At 67.3% G+C, this 18389-nt stretch carries 11 protein-coding genes; 6 read left to right on the forward strand and 5 right to left on the reverse strand.

Features of this window, described 5'->3' with window-relative positions; translation table 11 throughout:
* Positions 1 to 278 precede the first annotated feature (278 nt).
* Positions 279 to 611, reverse strand: a complete 333-nt coding sequence (locus tag ACYVD5_RS18465) for a hypothetical protein (RefSeq protein WP_461002320.1) — start codon at positions 609 to 611, stop codon at positions 279 to 281.
* 436 nt (positions 612 to 1047) lie between these two features.
* Here ACYVD5_RS18465 and ACYVD5_RS18470 point away from each other — a divergent pair, with 436 nt between their 5' ends.
* From ACYVD5_RS18470 to ACYVD5_RS18485, 4 genes are all read left to right on the forward strand, one after another.
* Positions 1048 to 3120, forward strand: coding sequence for a hypothetical protein (locus ACYVD5_RS18470; protein WP_461002321.1), 2073 nt, complete (start codon positions 1048 to 1050; stop codon positions 3118 to 3120).
* 97 nt (positions 3121 to 3217) lie between these two features.
* Complete coding sequence (locus ACYVD5_RS18475; protein WP_461002322.1) at positions 3218 to 4852, forward strand: class I SAM-dependent DNA methyltransferase; 1635 nt, start codon at positions 3218 to 3220, stop codon at positions 4850 to 4852.
* Positions 4849 to 6054: a restriction endonuclease subunit S gene (locus ACYVD5_RS18480; RefSeq protein WP_461002323.1), complete on the forward strand. Its 1206-nt coding sequence runs from the start codon at positions 4849 to 4851 to the stop codon at positions 6052 to 6054. The genes ACYVD5_RS18475 and ACYVD5_RS18480 overlap by 4 nt, the downstream gene beginning before the upstream one ends.
* Complete coding sequence (locus tag ACYVD5_RS18485) at positions 6051 to 9305, forward strand: type I restriction endonuclease subunit R (protein ID WP_461002324.1); 3255 nt, start codon at positions 6051 to 6053, stop codon at positions 9303 to 9305. Before ACYVD5_RS18480 ends, ACYVD5_RS18485 begins: the two co-directional genes overlap by 4 nt.
* A gap of 223 nt (positions 9306 to 9528) precedes the next feature.
* On the opposite strand, the gene ACYVD5_RS18490 is transcribed toward ACYVD5_RS18485, so the two are convergent.
* Positions 9529 to 9747: a hypothetical protein gene (locus tag ACYVD5_RS18490; RefSeq protein WP_461002325.1), complete on the reverse strand. Its 219-nt coding sequence runs from the start codon at positions 9745 to 9747 to the stop codon at positions 9529 to 9531.
* Between the two features lie 305 nt (positions 9748 to 10052).
* Here ACYVD5_RS18490 and ACYVD5_RS18495 point away from each other — a divergent pair, with 305 nt between their 5' ends.
* Positions 10053 to 10514 (forward strand): hypothetical protein, encoded by a 462-nt coding sequence (locus tag ACYVD5_RS18495; RefSeq protein WP_461002326.1) that lies wholly within the window; start codon positions 10053 to 10055, stop codon positions 10512 to 10514.
* A 361-nt stretch (positions 10515 to 10875) separates the two neighbouring features.
* Positions 10876 to 12561, forward strand: coding sequence for a DUF6119 family protein (locus ACYVD5_RS18500; protein ID WP_461002327.1), 1686 nt, complete (start codon positions 10876 to 10878; stop codon positions 12559 to 12561).
* Positions 12562 to 12846: 285 nt separating this feature from the next.
* Here ACYVD5_RS18500 and ACYVD5_RS18505 read toward each other — a convergent pair whose 3' ends face one another.
* The 3 genes from ACYVD5_RS18505 to ACYVD5_RS18515 form a co-directional block, all read right to left on the reverse strand.
* Complete coding sequence (locus tag ACYVD5_RS18505) at positions 12847 to 13845, reverse strand: hypothetical protein (protein WP_461002328.1); 999 nt, start codon at positions 13843 to 13845, stop codon at positions 12847 to 12849.
* 305 nt (positions 13846 to 14150) lie between these two features.
* Complete coding sequence (locus tag ACYVD5_RS18510; RefSeq protein WP_461002329.1) at positions 14151 to 16757, reverse strand: phospholipase D-like domain-containing protein; 2607 nt, start codon at positions 16755 to 16757, stop codon at positions 14151 to 14153.
* Entirely contained in the window at positions 16754 to 18214 is a 1461-nt protein-coding gene (locus ACYVD5_RS18515; RefSeq protein ID WP_461002330.1) for a hypothetical protein, read from the reverse strand. The genes ACYVD5_RS18510 and ACYVD5_RS18515 overlap by 4 nt, the downstream gene beginning before the upstream one ends.
* Between the last annotated feature and the right edge of the window lie 175 nt (positions 18215 to 18389).

The following is an 18389-nucleotide window of genomic DNA, read 5'->3' on the forward strand; positions in this document are numbered from 1 at the left end:
CGTGGATTGCGCGGTTTCGTTCCGGCGACCGTGCGGCCGGCCGATCCAGCCCTGCTCCGTGCCCGGAGGGCGGACTGGGCGGCCGGGCGGACTCGAAGCGCGCATCCGGTTTCTGCGTCGGCCGCGCAGCACCCGCAAACGGGCCTGGGCGCGGCGTGCTGAAAATCAGCATGCGCATTCACGCGCAAATCCGGAACGAATCGTTCTGATAAGATCAGTTATCAGGAATCATTTGTCTGAGAATGCGGGGAGAGTGGGACCTCTCCCCGCCGGTCGGCTCAGTCGCCGCCCGCCAGCCGGCCCGGCAGCAGACGGGAACCGCCTTCCTCCTCCCGGCGCAGCCACCTCTGTTCGATCAGGAACGTGATGGCCAGCGCGCCGTCCCATCGGTTCCAGCCGAAGATCGCTTCCAGCTCCCGCCAGGTGGGCCCGCGGCCGTGGGCGGCCAGATGCTCGGCGGCGTAGTAGGCGGTCCAGGGCTCCAGGCCGCGGACGGTGCGCCGGGCGCGCCGGGTCTGCCCGGTCGACAGCCGCCCTCCGACGACTCGGGCGCCCCGCCTCCGCCGTCCGGGCGGCGTCGGCGCTGCGCCCGGCGGCGTCGGCCTCTGCACCGGTGCGGCTTGTGAGGTGAGATGCCATCCCCCACACGTCGGACAGGCATAGGACCGGCAGGGTGTCGTCTCCGAGCGCGCCTCGCCCAGGCGCCGGATCCGGGCGATCGCCAGGTCGGCGCTGATCCGGTCGGGAAACCAGCGTTTGCCGCAGCGCCGCGGCTTGGGCGCACGGCGTGGCCGGTGAGGGGACCTGGGCGATGGACGACGGTAGGTGCTCATGGGGGGTACTCCTTTCTGGCTCCCGGCCGCGCGCGGGGCCGGCGCGCCTCGGAGGTCAACGGGACCGTGCGGTCGCCGAGCACACTAGAACCGTGCGAGCGTGGGTGCGGCGCGGATCTCCCGATAACCCCGGTTATCGGATCACTGCTTTAATAAATGCGGTTTCGGCTCTACAGTGATCGGACCCCCACAGCAGAGAGCGAGGACAACGCCGATGCCCGACACGCCCCCGGTGCTCTCTCTCGCCGACATCGCCGCGCTGTCCCGAGTCCGCCGTCCCGTGGTCACCACATGGCGGCGCCGCCATCCCGACTTCCCGTCTCCGGTGGCCCAGAGCGGCAATCGCACCTGGTTCTACGGCCGTGAGGTGGTCGACTGGCTCACCGCCACGGGCCTGGGCAACACCCCCGAGGCGGACCTTCGCGCCGAACTGGCCTTGCACGGTCTCCTCCACCACGCGGGTGAGATCGGCGCCGAGCGGCTCGTCTCCGTTCTCGGGGCTCTGCTGTGCCTGCGCCACCTGGAGGAGCGGCCGCTGGCGGGCGCCACCGGCGAGGAGCTGGTCCGGCGCGCCGCCCGCATGGACTTCGCCGACGAGTTCGTGCTGCGCGAGCTGCGCGAGGACCGCGACGCCGCCGCACGCGCCGCCCCGCTGGCCGAGGATCTGATCGAGGCCGCCTACACCCCCGGCGGGGCTTACGAACAGCTGATGGCCGGCAGGCACCGCCTCGGCCTGACGGGCCCCGCGACCGCCTCGCTGGCCCGCGAGGTGCGCCGCCTGATCGTGCAGGTGGCCGATGCTTCCCGGCGCGCCGCCGAGTCCACGGTGCTCACCGTCGCCGATCCACATGCGCTGTGCGGCGACCTGGTGCACGATGTCGTCGCGGCCGCCGAGGACCCCTCCGGCGTCCGCGTTCTGGCCGCGGAGGAGAGCGAGCGGCTCGCCCGCCTCGTCCGCCGCCGGCTCCTGCTGGCCGGGGTGGACGAACTCGACCTCGACGTCCAGGTGGGCGCGGATCTGGAGGAGCGTCTGGCCGACCCCGACCTGGTGGTGACCACGCTGCCCTACCAGCCCGGCGAGACCCGTTCCCGGCTGCAGGCGCTGGAGGAGCTGGAGTCCATCGGCGACCTGCTCGGCCCCGGACGCACCGCGGTCGTCCTCGGCCCCGCCGACGCCCTGGCCCAGCGGCTGACCGATCCCGAGGAGGCCCAGGCTCGGGCGCGGCTGCTGCGCAGCGGTCTGGTGGAGTCGGTGGTCACCCTGCCCGGCGGTGTCGACCCCTACCGCCCCGGCTACGGCTGCGCACTGTGGACGCTTGCTCGCCGAGGCGAGGACTCCCCGACGCGGGGCTACGTCCTGCTCTGCGACGTCAGCGCCGAACCGCTGACCGCCCAGGTATGCGACCGGCTCGCCGAAGACGTCCTGCTTTGGCGTGCCGAGGGCAGGAGGATGAAGGGCCACGCTCCGCGCTACGGGCGGGCTGTTCCCGTCAAGGCGCTGGAGGCCGATTTCGGGGCGCCGCTGCTGCCCACGGGCCCTTCGGAGTCGCTGCGGATCTCCGATACGGCCGAGCAGCGCCCGGCGTTGATCGCCGAGGCCGAGACCCGCCTGGCACGGGCGGAGGAACAGGCTCGCGATCACGCCCGCGACGCAGGTCCCCTGCGCAGCGGCCTGGTGCGGCGCGTGACCGACGCGCCCGCGACGACGACGGTCGCAGCCCTGATCGCCGACGGCCGGATCGCCCAGGTCAAGGGGCACCGGATCGCCTCCGAACACGTCGGTCCCCGCGGTCAGCTCGACGTCCTCGGCCCCGAAGAGGTCCTGGGCAGGCTCCGGCGCGGGGCGCGCCGCATCGACCGGCTGGTGCTGGCCACCGACTACGCCCACGCCGGGCTGACCGAACCCGGCGATGTCGTCTACACGACGGCTCCGGAGTTCGGCGCGCTCGTCGACGAGGACGGGGTCGCCGTCGTGGCCTTTCCCGCCCGCGTGCTTCGGGTCAATCCCCGGGCCAAGCGCCCGCTGACCCCGCGGGTGCTCGCGCTGCTGCTCAACGCGGCGCCCGCGGCCCGCAGGTCACCCGGTGCCGTCCGTGCGGCCAGAAGCCCGGAGGAGATCCCGCTGCCCGATCTGCCGCCCGCCGAGGTGCGCCGCGTCGATGCGCTGCTGGCCGCCGTCGAAGGCAGACGCGCGTTACTGGATGCCCAGTACGCCGAACTCGACGAGATCCTCGGCCTGGCCGTTGCCGGACTGGCCGACGGCACCCTGGCCGTGCCCGGGGGCTGAAAGAATCCCCCTTTCGGACCTCTCTCCCGATCCCCTGCTCAGTCGGCGATCGGGCGATGCCGAGCAGAACACCGACAAGGAATCAGAGAAGCCGCACATGCCGCCACGCAAACGATCAGCGACGGATCGACAGCCCGAGCTCTTCAGTGCCTCCAGTCCCAAGGAGATCCAGGCCATCCTGTGGAAGGCCGCCGACCAGCTGCGCGGGTCCATGGACGCCGCCCAGTACAAGGAGTTCGTGCTGGGCCTGGTCTTCCTCAAGTACGTCTCCGACGCCTTCGAGGAGCGCCGGCAGCAGCTCGTCGCCGAGCTGGAGGAGACGGGCATCCCCGAGCACCGCAGGGACGCGTTCCTGGAGGAGAAGGACTCCTACACCGAGGAGAACGTCTTCTGGGTGCCCCGCCAGGCTCGCTGGAGCCACATCGCCGAGAACGCCGCCAGCGCTCAGGGCGGCGTCGGCAAGCTCATCGATGAGGCGATGGGCGCCCTGATGGCGGAGAACCGGGCCTTGACCGGGGTCCTGCCGCAGATCTTCAACCGCGACAACGTCGACCAGAAGCGGCTCAAGGGACTGGTCGACCTGATCAGCGACGCCCGCTTCGGCGGGCACGGCGACAAGAGCGCCCAGGACGTGCTGGGCGAGACCTACGAGTACTTCCTGGAGCAGTTCGCCCGCGCGGAGGGCAAGAAGGCCGGCGAGTTCTACACGCCCAAGAGCGTGGTCCAGCTGCTCGTGGAGATCCTGGAGCCCTACCAGGGGCGAGTCTATGACCCGTGCTGCGGCTCGGGCGGCATGTTCGTGCAGGCCAACAAGTTCATCGAGGCCCACGCCGGGCGCGACCGCACCCACGACATCGCGGTCTACGGCCAGGAGTCCAACGAGCGCACCTGGCGCCTGGCCAAGATGAACCTGGCCATCCACGGCATGGACCCCGACGGGGTGGGTGCCCGGTGGGCCGACACCTTCTCCAATGACAAGCTCTCCGACCTCAAGGCCGATTTCATCCTTGCCAACCCTCCGTTCAACCTGCACCCGTGGGAGCGGCGCACCGACGACCCGCGGTGGAGATTCGGCGTCCCGCCGGCGGGCAACGCCAACTTCGCCTGGCTCCAGCACATCATCTCCAAACTGGGCGAGCGCGGTTCGGCCGGCGTGGTACTAGCCAACGGGTCGATGTCCTCCCAGCAGTCGGGCGAGGGCGAAATCCGCAAGGCGATCGTGAACGCGGACCTGGTGGCCTGCATGGTGGCGCTGCCGGGCAACTTGTTCCGCACGACCGCGATCCCGGCCTGCCTGTGGTTCCTGGCCAAGGACAAGACCCCGCAGGGGGCCAAGGCGCTGACCGATCGGCGCGGCGAGGTGCTGTTCATCGATGCCCGCGAGATGGGCGAGATGATCAACCGCACCGAACGGGTCTTCTCCGAAGACGACCTGACGAGGATCGCCGACACCTTCCACGCCTGGCGCGGCACGAAGTCGGCCCGGGACAAGGGGGTGGCGTATGAGGACGTTCCCGGGTTCGCCCGTTCGGTGAAGCTCCAGGAGATCGAGAAGAACGACTACGTGCTGACGCCGGGGCGCTACGTCGGCACCGCGGAAGAGGAAGAGGACCCGGACGCCGAGCCGGTGGAGGAGAAGATAGAGCGGCTGACGAAGGAGCTGTTCGAGCACTTCGAGGAGTCGCAGCGGCTTGAGGGGATCGTGCGCGAACAGCTCGGGAGGATCGAATGAGCGAATGGCCCCTCACCACGATCGGAGATCTAAAGGAACGTGGTGCTCTGGAGTTCGGGGACGGTTATCGAACAAAGCGCACGGAGTTGGGAACTCCTGGAATTCCCATCCTCCGCGTAGCAGAGGTCGGAGATGGAAAGATCGCCCCCAAATTCGAAGACCATGTTCGCGCGTCTTACATTTCGAAAATGGGCGGAAAGACATCGAGGCCCGGAGATATAGTTCTAACCACAAAAGGCACCGTCGGCAGATCGGCAATCATTTCAGGGCGACTGCCACAATTTGTATACAGCCCACAGGTCTGCTACTTTCGAGTAATTAACCAGAATATTATCGACACTCGATACCTTTATTATTGGCTCAAGGGGGAAAGTTTCCAGAGCCAAGCAAGGTCCTACGCCAGCCAAACTGACATGGCAGCATATCTAAACCTGACAGACATCCACTCGCTAAAGATAGCAATCCCAGAAATCAACATCCAACGAGAAATTGGAGATGCACTCGGCGCACTGGACGATAAGATTGAAGTTAACGAGAGGATCGCGAAATCTGTAGACCTACTGGCGTCAGCGATTTTTGATCACCTTCGATGCAGCCACCCATTCCAGAAAACAACCTTAAAAGAAGTCGCTGACGTCAACGCAAAGAAGCCCCCAAAGAGAACCGAAGGAGCAATTCGCTACATCGATATCGCCAGCGTAGGAGATGGCGAATACACCTGGCCATCTCTCATCGATTGGCAGGATGCCCCGAGTCGCGCTAGAAGGTTGGCCTCTGCAGGAGATACGATATGGTCAACAGTCCGTCCTAATCGACGCTCACACGCTCTAGTGATGGACTCGGATCCCAATCTTGTTTTTTCGACAGGATTGGCAGTCCTGACCCCGCGAAACGTAGGTCCCGCCTTCCTATATGAAACGACCAGGACACCGCAATTCCAGTCGTTCCTAGAAAGCTCGGCCGAAGGAAGCGCCTACCCTTCCGTGAACTCTTCAAAATTCTCCCAAGCCCCTGTCTTCCTACCACCCAAAGAAGCGCTAGGAGATTTTGAGGAAACGGCAATGCCTCTGCGCGAACGTGCGCATCGAGCGGCTGTAGAATCCCGCACCCTTGCCACCCTTCGAGACACTCTTCTCCCCCAACTCATGTCCGGAAAGCTGCGCGTCAAAGACGCGGAGCGCGTCGTGGAGAACGCCGTATGACCACCCCCAGACCGGGCCCTACCCCCGCCCGCACCCCCACCGGCCGCATGAGCGAAGCCGACTGGGAGACCATCGCCCTCGACGAGCTCGGTGAGCTCGGGTGGGAACCCACCTCGGGCACGGCCGTCGCCCCCGGCTCCGACAAGCGTCGCTCGTGGGACGATCTCGTCCTGCACGACGAGCTGCGTGAGGCCGTCGCCCGCCTCAACCCCGATATTCCCCCCACGGCTGTCGACCAGGCCCTCACCGTCGCCACGACGCGGCGATCCGCCGACCCCCTCCAGGAGAACCGCGACGCCCACGGCCACCTCACCAAGGGCGTCCGCCTCACCTACTCCGACGAATACGGCGCCGAGCACTCCCCCACCGTCCGGCTGGTGGACTTCCACGACCCGCGGTCCAACACCTTCCGCGCCGTCAGCCAGGTCCGCCTCCTCGACGGCGACCGCGAGCGCCGCTTCGACGTCGTGCTCTACGTCAACGGTCTGCCCTTGGCCGCCGTGGAGCTGAAGAACGCCTCCGACGAGCGCGCCACCGTGCAGGACGCCCACGCCCAGCTGCGCACCTACGCCGAGGAGTTCCCCGCCGCGTTCCGCTACAACGTGCTGTGCCTGGTCTCCGACGGCATCACCGCCAAGTACGGCACCATGTTCACCCCCTACGAGCACTTCGCGCCCTGGAACGTCGACGAGGAGGGCGAACCCGTCGACACCGCCTCCCCCACCTACGACGGTCCCGAAGCCCTGAGCCTCGCCTTGCACGGCTTGTTCGACCAGGCCCGCTTCCTCGACCTCGCCCGCAACTTCGTCAACTTCACCCCCGACGGCAAACGCATCTCCAAACCGCACCAGTACTTCGCGGTGCGCGCCGCCCTGGACGCGGTCGTGGAGGCGTCCCGCACCAACGGGCAGGCCGGCGTGGTCTGGCATACCCAGGGCTCGGGCAAGTCCGAGGAGATGGTGTGCCTCAGCGGCCTGGTCGTGCGCGAGCCGGCGCTGAACAACCCCACCATCGTGGTCGTCACCGACCGCACCGACCTCGACGACCAGCTCCTCGACACGTTCAAGGCCAGCCACGACCTCCTGGGCGACCAGCCCTTCCAGGTGGAGAGCCGACAGCAACTGCGCGAGACGCTGACCAACACCGCCACCGGCGGCATCGTCTTCACCACCCTGCAGAAGTTCGGGCGCACCGACGCCGAGCGCGACTCCGGCACCGACCACCCGCTCCTGTCGGAGCGGCGCAACATCCTGCTCATCGTCGACGAGGCCCACCGCAGCCACTACGACAGCCTCGACGGCTACGCCCGGCACCTGCGCGACGCTCTGCCCCACGCCACGCTGCTGGCCTTCACGGGCACTCCGCTGTCGCGCGCCGACGCCAACACCCGCGAGGTCTTCGGCGCCGGCAAGGGCTACATCAGCGTCTACGATTTCAAGCGCGCCGTGGACGACGGCGCGACCGTGCGCGTCTACCACGAGCCGCGGCTCATCCCCGTCTCCCTGCCCGACGACGTGGATCCCGAGGCGATCGACCGGCAGGCCGAGACGCTCACGGCAGGCATGGACGACGCCCAGCGCCGGCGCGCCATGCAGGCGGCCCTGCAGATGAACAACGTCTACGGTGCCCCCGATCGGGTCCGGGAGCTGGCCCAGGACCTGGTCGCGCACTGGGAGGAGCGCTCCCAGCTGATGCGGCCGCTGCTCGGCGGGCCGGGCAAGGCGATGCTGGTCTGCGTCAGCCGCGAGGTGTGCGTGCGGATGTTCGACGCGATCGCCGAGCTGCGGCCGGAGTGGGTGGGCGAGAGCCCCGACACCGGGGTGATGAAGGTCGTCTTCCACAGCAACCCGAGCGACCCGCCGGAGCTGCGCAGGCACGCCCTGCGCCCCTCAGAGCACAAGCGGGTGCAAGCCCGCGCCAAAGACCCCGACGACGAGCTGCAGCTGCTCATCGTGCACTCGATGCTGCTCACCGGCTACGACGCCCCGCCGATCCACACGATGTACATGGACCGGCCGATGCGCGGGGCCGGGCTGATGCAGGCGCTGGCGCGCGTCAACCGGCGCTTCCGCGGCAAGCGCGACGGGCTGCTGGTGGGCTACGCGCCGCTGACCGACAACCTCAAGCACGCGCTGGAGGAGTACACCGGCTCCGGCGAGGACGCCGACGGCCAGGCGCTGGGCCTGGACATCGACCGGGCCATCGACGAGGTCCGCAACGAGTACCAGACCATCTGCCAACTCCTTTCGGGCATCGAGTGGCGGCGGCTGCTGGCTGCCGAAGGACGCGATGCCCGGGTGCGCGCGCTGCGGTTGGTGTCCAACCACCTGATCGCCCCGGGCGCCGACCGTTCCGACACCACCGGCGAGGAGGCGGAGCCTTCGCTGGTGGAGCGGTTCCGCGACAGCGCGAGCCGGCTGGAGCGTTTCTACCAGCTGTGCTCGATGAGCCGAGAGATCTCCGAGCGGTTCACCGACCTGCAGGACTGGCGCCGCGACATCGCCTTCTTCATCGAGGTGCGCGCCTGGGTGGTCAAGCGCGAGGCCGCCAACCGCCATGCGCGCGGCGAGCCGCTCCCGGCCGAGATCAACCACTACCTGTCGCAGCTTGCGGCCTCGGTGGTCGACGCCGAGGAGATCACCGATCTCTACGCCGAGGCGGGGCTGGGGCAGTTGGATCTGACCCGGCTCAACGAATCCCAGCTACGGCGCCTGCAAGAGTCGGAGACCCCGCATCTGGCCACCGAGGCGATGCGCCGGCTCGTGGAGCGGAAAATGCGCGAGGTGACCCGGCACAACGTCATCAGCCGGGAAAGGTTCACCGAGCGGCTGGAGGACCTCATGCTGCGCTACATGCGCGAGCAGCTCAGCAGCGCCGAGGCGCTGGCCGCACTGTTCGCCATGGCCGAGGAGGTCATGGCCGAGGCCCGCCGCGGCGACCGCTTCGACCCGCCGCTCAACGACGCGGAACTGGCGTTCTACGACGCGGTGTCCCAGCACGGTTCGGCCCAGGAGTTGATGGGCGACGCGGTGCTCGCCGAGATCGCCCGCGCCCTGGTCAAAGACATCCGCAAAAACCTCAGCACCGACTGGCTGTCCCGAGAGCCGGTACGCGCCAAGCTCCGCAACCGGGTGCGCCGGCTGCTGGCGAAGTTCGACTACCCGCCCGACCAGGAGGAGGACGCTATCAAGTCGGTCATCAAGCAGATGGAGACCTTCGCTCACGAGTGGGCGCCCACAGCAGACGGCTGAGGCTTTGCCGCTGCCAGAGCGACTGTCAGGGGACGGGATGGGTCGTAGCCGCCTGGGGGCCGCCGCAGGTACCCCCTGATGGTGCCCGGGCGGCCGAGTCGCACCCCGCTCCGATCACCCCGGACCTGGACGCGGTCGGAGGGGGCCTGATGCGCACAAGCGGTACTCCTCGGTTCGGGGGTCATCCCCAAGGCGCCGCCCTCGTCCCGAGTGATGAGGGGGCTCAACGCCCCACCCGCCCCCTCAAGCCCACCCCCGATGAACCCGTCAGCATCGCCCAGCACGGCCCGGCAGTCGAAAAGAACGAGGACGAGTAGTGCGTTGGTTTCAGCTCGGCGTGGTCGCGGCTGCGGGCCTCCTCGTGGCCACGGCCGCCTGCCGACCCGAAACGCACTTTATCGTCGTCAACCAGCTCGATGTTCCGGTGGATCTCGGCGATCATTCCAACAACCACCCTGCCGACGCTCCCGGCCAGCCAATGACGACCGTCCTCCCTCACCAGAGCCGCGCCATCGGGCTGAACTTGGAAGAAGACAGCAATTGGCCCTGGAACCAATGGCCCTTCACGATCGGGCAAGAAACGCTGCGCGGCCGAGGATGTCTATCTTCGCGCCACCACGCCAGAAGGCCGCGAGTTCACCTACGGCCCCCCGTTGTGCGAGGACGACGTCTGGATCGTCAAGCCCTGACGGACGTATCACCGCATGAGTAGCGGCACGTCCACATCTGCGAGCCCAGGGAGGACCCATGGCGGGCCTGCCACGGTCGATGGATTTCGAGGTCGTGATCGACCACGGACACTTCGTTGTGGAGGACCCTGCTGCGGACGTCTTCGGGCCCGCGGAGGGTGACCTGTCGAGGTGGACCGCGCCCGTCCGCGACCTGATCCGTGTCATCCCCGAGCACACCGATGGCCAGAGCGTCGCCGTCCGCTTGGAGCATTGGACGCAGGAACCGGACACCGACCCCCCGGCCCCCTTCGGCGATCCCGACGAGGGGACCGTGGAACTGAGCAGCGGTTCCCTGGGCGTACGCGTGGTCACCGAGGCCGTCGCGCCGCCCTACCTGGACCTCGACGGCCCCGGACGCTACGCCTTCCGCGCCTACCGCCACGGTGGGCAGGAAGCGCTGCGACTCTGGCAGAGCCAAGACGAACCGGTCCGCGGTGCCGAACGGATCCTGATCCGCTTCTGGCCCGCCCCTTCCTGACCGACGGCCTACATCCGCCTCGGGCTCGGGTGCCGTACCGCGTCCGATCCCGATCGATGCCACGTTCGACCTCCATACGGCCGCCTCGTACCGGAGCCGGTCGGGCACGCTCCTCTGCCTGTACTGGACAGTCCCCGGCCGACCGCGCGCGACAGGATTTCAGCCAGTGCTCGCAGACCTCGCTGCTACGCATGGGAGCGATAAGCGGGCTTATCAGAGACGTTCCTATTCACTCGATTTACGACAGCGTAGGTTGCGACTGCGCCCACAGCGGGGGACGGCTCGCCGGACGAACAGTGACGCCGCGCCGCCAGGCAGTCGTGCGGGCGCATCCGACGAACCGGCTTCCCCAGGAGTTGTGATGAACGACCCGGTAGTCGCCGCGGGCAGGGAGCACCGCGCCTGCCCTACCCGAGAGCTGACTCTGCACCGACTGACGGTCGCCGTCGAGGCCACCGCGGAGGGGATGCGGTCTGCTCTGGAGGAACAGTGCGCCCACGAGGAAGACCTCCGCATCGAGCAGGCCTCGATCGATGGCCGAGCCGCGGTCGTCGTTCACGGCCAGCGCCGGGGATTGCAGGAGCCGGAGTGGCTCCGTGACGCCCGGCGCTCGACTCGCATCGAATTGGACGTGCGCAAGTTGAGTCCTGCGGTGGTGGTATTCATCGCCGTGGACGGCAGGGTGTATGCCTGGAGCTACGGTGATGGGCACTACCTGATCCCCGATACCCTCAAGGACCCCACGTTCGGGCGGCGCCTTGCCTCCCGTGCCTGCGACCCCGAGGAGATCACCGGGGTCCATCGGCGCCCGGCCGACACTCCTGGACGGCGCGACTCCACAGTGTCCACCGCAGGGCTGCGCTGGCGCGACTTCGGCCTGCGCCCACACCTGGACCGGGTGGACAGGATCAGCGCCCGGGGCCAGATCCAGGAGTTGACCTACTCCAGATGCACGGGCCGGCGCCCTCGGATCCACTGCTCCACAGGCGTAGCCACCAAGTTCGGCATCGAGCCGGCCGACCTTGTAGCCGACATCCGGCTCCTGGCCGAGATCGAGCAGGAAAAACAGCCCCACGAGGCCTTCGCCGACTTCAATGCCTTCCAGGAAGTCGATGATCCGGACGAACTCGGGCTGCTGAACCTGCTCTTGGACGACGCCTTGGGCGGGCGCGGGGAGCTGGAACTCGCCATCGCTCCGACCCAGCAGATGCTGGACGACCAGGAAAACGCCCGGTCCGTGCAAGCGCACATCGGCGGGGTCGCCGGCCCCGTGCGCGAGGAACTGGACATCGGCGAGATCCGGTCACGGCTGCGGGTGCAACGACGTGGGGCACGCGTGCAGGCGCTGCGCGACGCGAAGCTCACCTTCTACAAGGACCGGAGTGGGCGGGAGAAGCTTCGGAGCTATACCAACCTGCTGCGGTGCATTGACGCGCTTCTTCCGGACGGGGATCGCATCTACACGCTCACCGACGGCCACTGGTTCGAACTCGGCGCCAACTACGCGGAATCCTTGCGCAATACCGTTCAGCGGTTGATCGACAACGGTGGCCATCTCCGACTCCCCGACTGGGCCGACGGGCTGGACGAACGCGACTACGTCGAGGACGTCGCACGGGATATCCCCGGCATGATCGCCCTGGACCGCAAGCTGGCGGGCACGCCCTTGCATAACGGCAACGGTGTGGAGCTGTGCGATCTGCTGGGCGAGCACGATGAGCTGATTCATGTGAAGCAGGCCGACTCCGCCGGCGCCCTGAGCCACCTGTTCATCCAGGCACAGGCGGCCGTGGAGGCCCTCGACAACGAAGCCGAGGCCCGAAGCTGGCTGCGCGACCGGATCCGCGCCACCTCTCCCGAACGCGACCTCGGCGACGGCTGGCGCCCACGCACCGTCGTCCTCGCCATCCGACTCAAGACGCACCGCCCCCTGAGTGCCCAGAGCCTGTTTCCGACCTCCCAGGTCGCCCTCGCCGCACTGGCGGAGGACCTCCACCGGCGCGGTATGGAACTCCAAGTGACGGGCATTCCCAGCTACCGCTCGTGATCAGGTAGGTACAAGAACCCTCCCATCAAGGAACGGACTTACCTCGAGAGACAGGGCTCGATTTTCAAGAGCGAGCCATGACAGAAGACCGAGACGCAGTCACGACGCGTGGACCTGGGTCAAAGCGCGTGCAGGCCCCAGGACCGGGTCCCAAGCACAATCAAGCTGCTGCAAGCACGGCTACCCGCCGGACACTCCGCAGCCGCTGTTGATAACGCTTTGGAGCAGACTGGGACCTACGCCGCGTCCTGGGCCAGTCTGTGAGGATACGATGCAGGAAGCCGTCTAATATTGCGGACTGGCAAGGTTTTCGGCCCACTCAGGGCACAACTTCTGCAGGTCAACAGGGCGCGGTTCGCTGCCCCAGTCGCGAGCAAGCGCCATGATGTGCTGCGCGTTGCTCAGGGGCACATCATCACCTTCCAAGTACTCCGCGACGAGCGGATGCGACCACCTCGACTCATGGCGATCGTTGTAGAGCCCCTTGATGACTCCGAGTGCCAGGTCGCGCCCACCCCGTCCCGCTCCCACAGCGCACCGGCGGGCGATGTCCTCCGCCCAGGGGCGCAGGGAGTAGTCCAAGACAACCTCGTCCGGTTCGATGTAAGCGAATCCGTCACTTGGGATCGGTGAATATTCGGCGCTCACTACCCCGTCAGCCGATCCGAAGTACGCCGGGAGTTCCTCGGGCCGGAACAGCTCCAGCGATCGCCGGACACGTGCTGCCGTAGCGGCGACATCCACCTCGTCAAGATGCGCAACGGCCAGGCGTTCCAGCTCTCCCACCAGTTCGGGCCGACGTTCCAGCAGATTCTGCAGAAGGAGACCGTTCTCGCGCATGTCGAGGCGGCTAAGGAGTGTTCCCCGCCCAGGCTTGATCTTCGGGTCGGCCTCCTTGTGGAGTTCGGGTCGGGACGGCGTTGCATGGGTCGGAAGCTCGTACCACCGGGCTCCCCGCTCCGCAGCATCTAGGGCCACGGCGACGGCATGCCGGCACAGATCGTCGGTCGGCTCGGAAGCTTCTTCTTCCTCGTCCAGGAGCCAGGGGACCAGGATTGTCTTCTCCCGGGGGATGCAGTCTTCGCATTCGTAGACGAGGAGGCCGTTCCTTATACCGGCCCAGACGTGTATCTCCGTACCTCCCCCTTCTTCCACTAGACCCACCACACTTCCATAACGTGCGTCAGTCCACCTCACGCACCCTTGCTGGTGCCAGCTCATCCCTTCGATAGCCGTCTGGTCGTTGCCAGCGGCAGCGACGATGCGGCACTCATCGACCCTCATGTGTCACCTTCTGTGCCTGTGCGTACACGTGGTTTGCATCGACTTACCGTATACGGCATGCGGGACAGAACACCCTCTTCTCGGCTGGATACTTCTGAGATGATCACTGCAACCTGCGATGCACGGAAGAGCATCCTTGTACGTATGTCGAAGTTTCGGGACGTGGCCGCACCCAAGGACGTTGCAGTCGGGAACAGAGGCACCGCTCCGTAGCAGGAAATTCGCTTCGTTCCGCCACGAACTAAAGCCGTGGGAGTTGACTATTTGAGCGATGCGCGTGTGCTCCATCGGCAACCCGCAATTCGTCACTCTGTGGCCAGCTTCTGGAGCAACGTGACATGGTCCGTTCCGGCTTCCTCGAGGAGACGCTGAACCGGTTCCGGGGGAACCTTGCCGAGAGGAACGGGGACACCGACAAGACCGACCTTGGTAATGCCTTCGCCGCCCGCGAGGCGCGACTGCGGCGTGGCCATCTTGGGGAGGCTGTAATAGCGCCAGGTGTTGCCGGGGCGTCTCGCCAGGACGAGGTCGGGGCGCCGCCAGGCGATGAATGCCCAGCAGCCGTTGCCACCCCGGGCATGCACGAGCACAACATCCCTATGCGCCCCAATAAGGGTAGCGACTCGGGCGGCCACGGGGACGGGGTTGGTGAACGATCCGGTCACCCGGTAGAGACCGTCGGCGTAGTCGAGTTCCCGACCGGCTTCGGCGAGTTCCTTCCTGACGTGCACCAATGCGTCATCGTCAGCCGCTTCCCTGATCGTGGAGGCGAGTTCGGAGCGGCTGAGAGCGTGGGCGTGGGAGGGCGCCATCCATCGCAACAGATCCTCGGCAAGTGCGCTGTCCGCCTTGCCCACCACATGCTTGACTTGCTCCCAGGTGCCAGACGCGAGGATGTCTGCCGGAGCACCGCCGGTGAGAGATGCCTGGGAACGAAGCAGCCCCATGCACACGGCAGCGAGGGCGGTGGCGTGCTGCAGCGCCTCTCCTGGCACATCGTCGCCGGCATTCGAGGCCAATCCTCGAGTGAGCTGGGCGAGGTCCTCACGCCAAGAGTCGTCGCCTGCCTCCCAGACCCGCTGTCCAAGTAGGAGGATGAACAGCCGAGCGATCAGGATCCGCAGTGCTAGCGGGGCAGCAGGCCCGCGCCCGGCGGGGGCCACCGCATGTACCGCTCGCCGAGCCCAGTGCCGCCATTCGGCCCGGGCCTCCGGGGGCACCCGTGAGGAAGCGTTCTCAACGGCGTCGACGCTTCCCGATTCTTCGTCCCCCGCTGGGTCTTCGCTTCCGTCCTCGAAGGTGATCGCGGTATCGAGTCCCCATGCGGAGGTCGATGGCTCTGCGATTTTCATCATCGAGTTACCGAAAAGCTTCTCGGTGAGCGGGCGCCCGATCGTACGCTCGCATTGCTCCAGGTAAGCGGCCCAGTGATCCTGGATGGCGGAGGAGGCCGCCGGCTGCTTCGGCCTGGCGGCGGCCTTGGTGGTTCGGTGCTGGGCGAGCTGCTCGGTCAGGCGGATCATGTCGTAGCGGAACCGGCGGGCGATCTCCTCGTCGCTGAAGATCTCCTCTTCGGTGTAATCGCGGCGCAGTCGCGGGCCGGTGTCCTCGGCTGTGCGCCGGGCGGCGCAGCGGCCGGGGTGGACGGCGAAGGCGGGAGGAGACTCCGTTCGCCCGTGGTCTGCTGCGAGTGTGATTGCGCGGACGACGGATCCGGCGGACTCGGGAACCGCGAACACTCGGGTGGTTTCGCCAGCGGGAATGGTGCCGATCGGGGTCCAGGAGCCGGGCGAGCCGTCGGGCGAGGTCTCGACGGTCGTAGCGGCGACGTGGGCACGGGCCAGGGTCACCTTGAGGCCGTGGCTGGTGAGCACAGCACCGAGCACGGACAGCGCTGGTCGACTCTCCGGCGGGCGGACCGTGCGGCGGCCCTGAAGGTCGCCGGTGGAGCTGATGGCACCATCCGGCATCACAGCGGTCTCGCTCGGGGCGAGGACGGCCAGTTCACAGTTGCCGCCGCGTGACGTGGGCCGGAGGAGGGCGGAGGCGGTGAGGTTGGCGCTTCCGGTCAGGGCCCGCCGCCTGGCGGCTACCGACCATTCGAGCAGCTTTCCGTGCCGCGGATGCTGCTCGGGCAACAGTCGGAGTTCGGTGTCGTAGCCACCGATCGCATTGAGCAGGGCGTCGCCGTCGTAGCTGGTCCATCGTTCCTGGACACCGATGACGGTCCGGGCCGGAGCGAAATGCTCGATGATCCTGGTGAGTGCGGTTCCGGTGGGGTCGATGAAGGGGGCGTAGAGGCACAGTTCGTCGACTGGGCCGGCTGGGAGTTGCTCCAGCAGGCTCGTGTCGAGGTTGTGGAGGAGCTCTACCTCGTCGGCGGCGTTCGCGTCGGGACAAAGCGCGGCCAACTGGTCGGCGTTCTCCCGTAGAAGATCACCGATATAGTCCGCCACCGCGGTTCGCTCGGGGAGGTGACGAAGCCACGCGGCGAGCTGCCCGAACCCTGCGGGAGCCGCGCCGCGGTCGCCGCGCAGGACGGTCCACAGCTCCTCGTTGTATCCCCACCCGGCCATGGTCGGGTTCCCCGACCCCACCGCGGCTACGACCTCGTTCTCCCCGATGAGCAGGGCCAGTTTGGGGTGAAACGCGCCCTGGCAGGAGGCAAATCCGTGGAGATAGGCGCGTCCGGCCATGCGTACGTCGACCGGATCGTACCGGGCTTGTGCGGCGTCGCCGACCACGGTGATGCGCGCGCCCAAGGCGCGTGCGGTGGAGATGGCCACCTTTTCCAGGAACGGAAGATCGACGCTGAAACCAAGGAGCAGCACCTCGTGCAGGTCGGCCCCGTCCGCGCGATCGTTCCACTCATTCAACAGCGACAGTGGGGAGGCGATCGGTTGCTCGGTCACGGGCCCACCGCCAGAAGGTTCGTGCCCAGCGGGGTCAGCCCTGTCTCGTCGTTGTGGCCCTGTTCCACCAGACCGAGCTGGGTAGCGATGCCGGCCAGTTGCCCGATACGTGTTCCCAGATCGCTGTCGCCCTCGTTGCTGGTCTTGTAATAGCGGCCATTGCGTTCGTGAACTCGGGAGAACACGACCATCGTCCCGGGCGCTCCGGGCCTCATCTTCGTTAAGGCGACCCGCCGGGCCTGGGCGAGCATGTCATCGATAAGTCGGCATGCGAAGTCCCGCATCGATTGGTCTTCGAGCTCCCGCACGCACCGGGCCACCCACAGCGGGTTGAGGAACTGCCTCTGCTGTGCTCCAAGGAAGATCTTGCGCGCCTGTCCGTCGAGTTCCTCGACCCGTTGGCTGCCGAGTAACAGCAGCCGGACGTTGGTCAGCGGAGTACGCGCCTCATCCCGCGCAAGAACCTGCCGCTCCGCGGGAGCAGGATGCCCGTCGGCGAGCGTGCCCGGAAGCTCGGCCATGCACTGCCGTACGGTCATCGCGGGCATCTGCTCGGCCAGCCAATCCCGCAGCTCCTGGTGACTGGCGTCGGCATCCTCCCCCTCAGCACCGATCCGGCGCACCAGGGCAGCCCACAGGCGCCGCCAAGCTCCCACCGAGTAGTGCCGCAGCAGCATTCCGCGCCAGGCCCACACCTCATCGATGTCTCGCAGCACCAGATCCATTTCCGCCCCCTCGCCGAACACGACAGCGGATCGGACCGCTTCCTCCCAGTTCTGCGCCGCTTCAGCGGGGTGGAGAATGGCCGTCCGCGCGAGGATCCGCAGGGCCGCACGGCGTCGGCGACCGACGGGCTCCCATTCTTCGGGATCGTGCCGACCGGATCGGCAGGCTGCGAACAGCTCTGCCAGCCACAGAATCTCCGGTGTCTGCTCGGCCTGGATCGTCACAGGGCGCAACTCTCGCAACTGGGTCCGGCTCAGCCAGTCGTTCTCGGCGGCGGCGAACAACGGCGCGAAGAGGTCGCCGACCGGCTGGGGGCAGGCGTGCCGGCCCGGGTGCAGCGCGCCCTCCTTCATGACGGCTGTGCCCAGGGCCGCGCTCGGTCCCCGATAGTCCTCCCAGAAACCCCACGGTCGCGGCGAGTACACCTGCTGCGCCGGGCCATCGCCGGCGACGCGCGCAATGTCCAGCCCATCGGGCCCCAATACACCCCGGACACGATCGGCCCCATGCGCGTACCCGGGCCATGCGCCCGCATCGTCCTGCACTTCTGAAGCCGCAGCGAGGACCGTCTCGCTGCGGCGCAGCAGCTGTTTACATCTCTCGGCGCCCAGATCATGCCGGTGGGTATGCGCGGCCAGCGCCGCGTACAAAGCGTAGTAACGCACATAGTGCGTCAGCATGGAAACCCCGGGAACCAGCAGGTCAACGGCGTTAAGCACCGGCCCTTCCACAGCAAGCGGATACCGCCCGGCACGCTGACCCAAACCGGGAGCCGACCATACCGGCCCTTCCACCGCCGCAGTCATAAGACCACCCCTGCTCGAATCCCGTTTCACCGAGACCCTAACCTCGGGCTTTCACGGCGGGCGTGACCGCAGACCCCTCTGGACATGCGAAAGGTGCTTC

The organism is Streptomonospora sediminis (assembly GCF_054778995.1).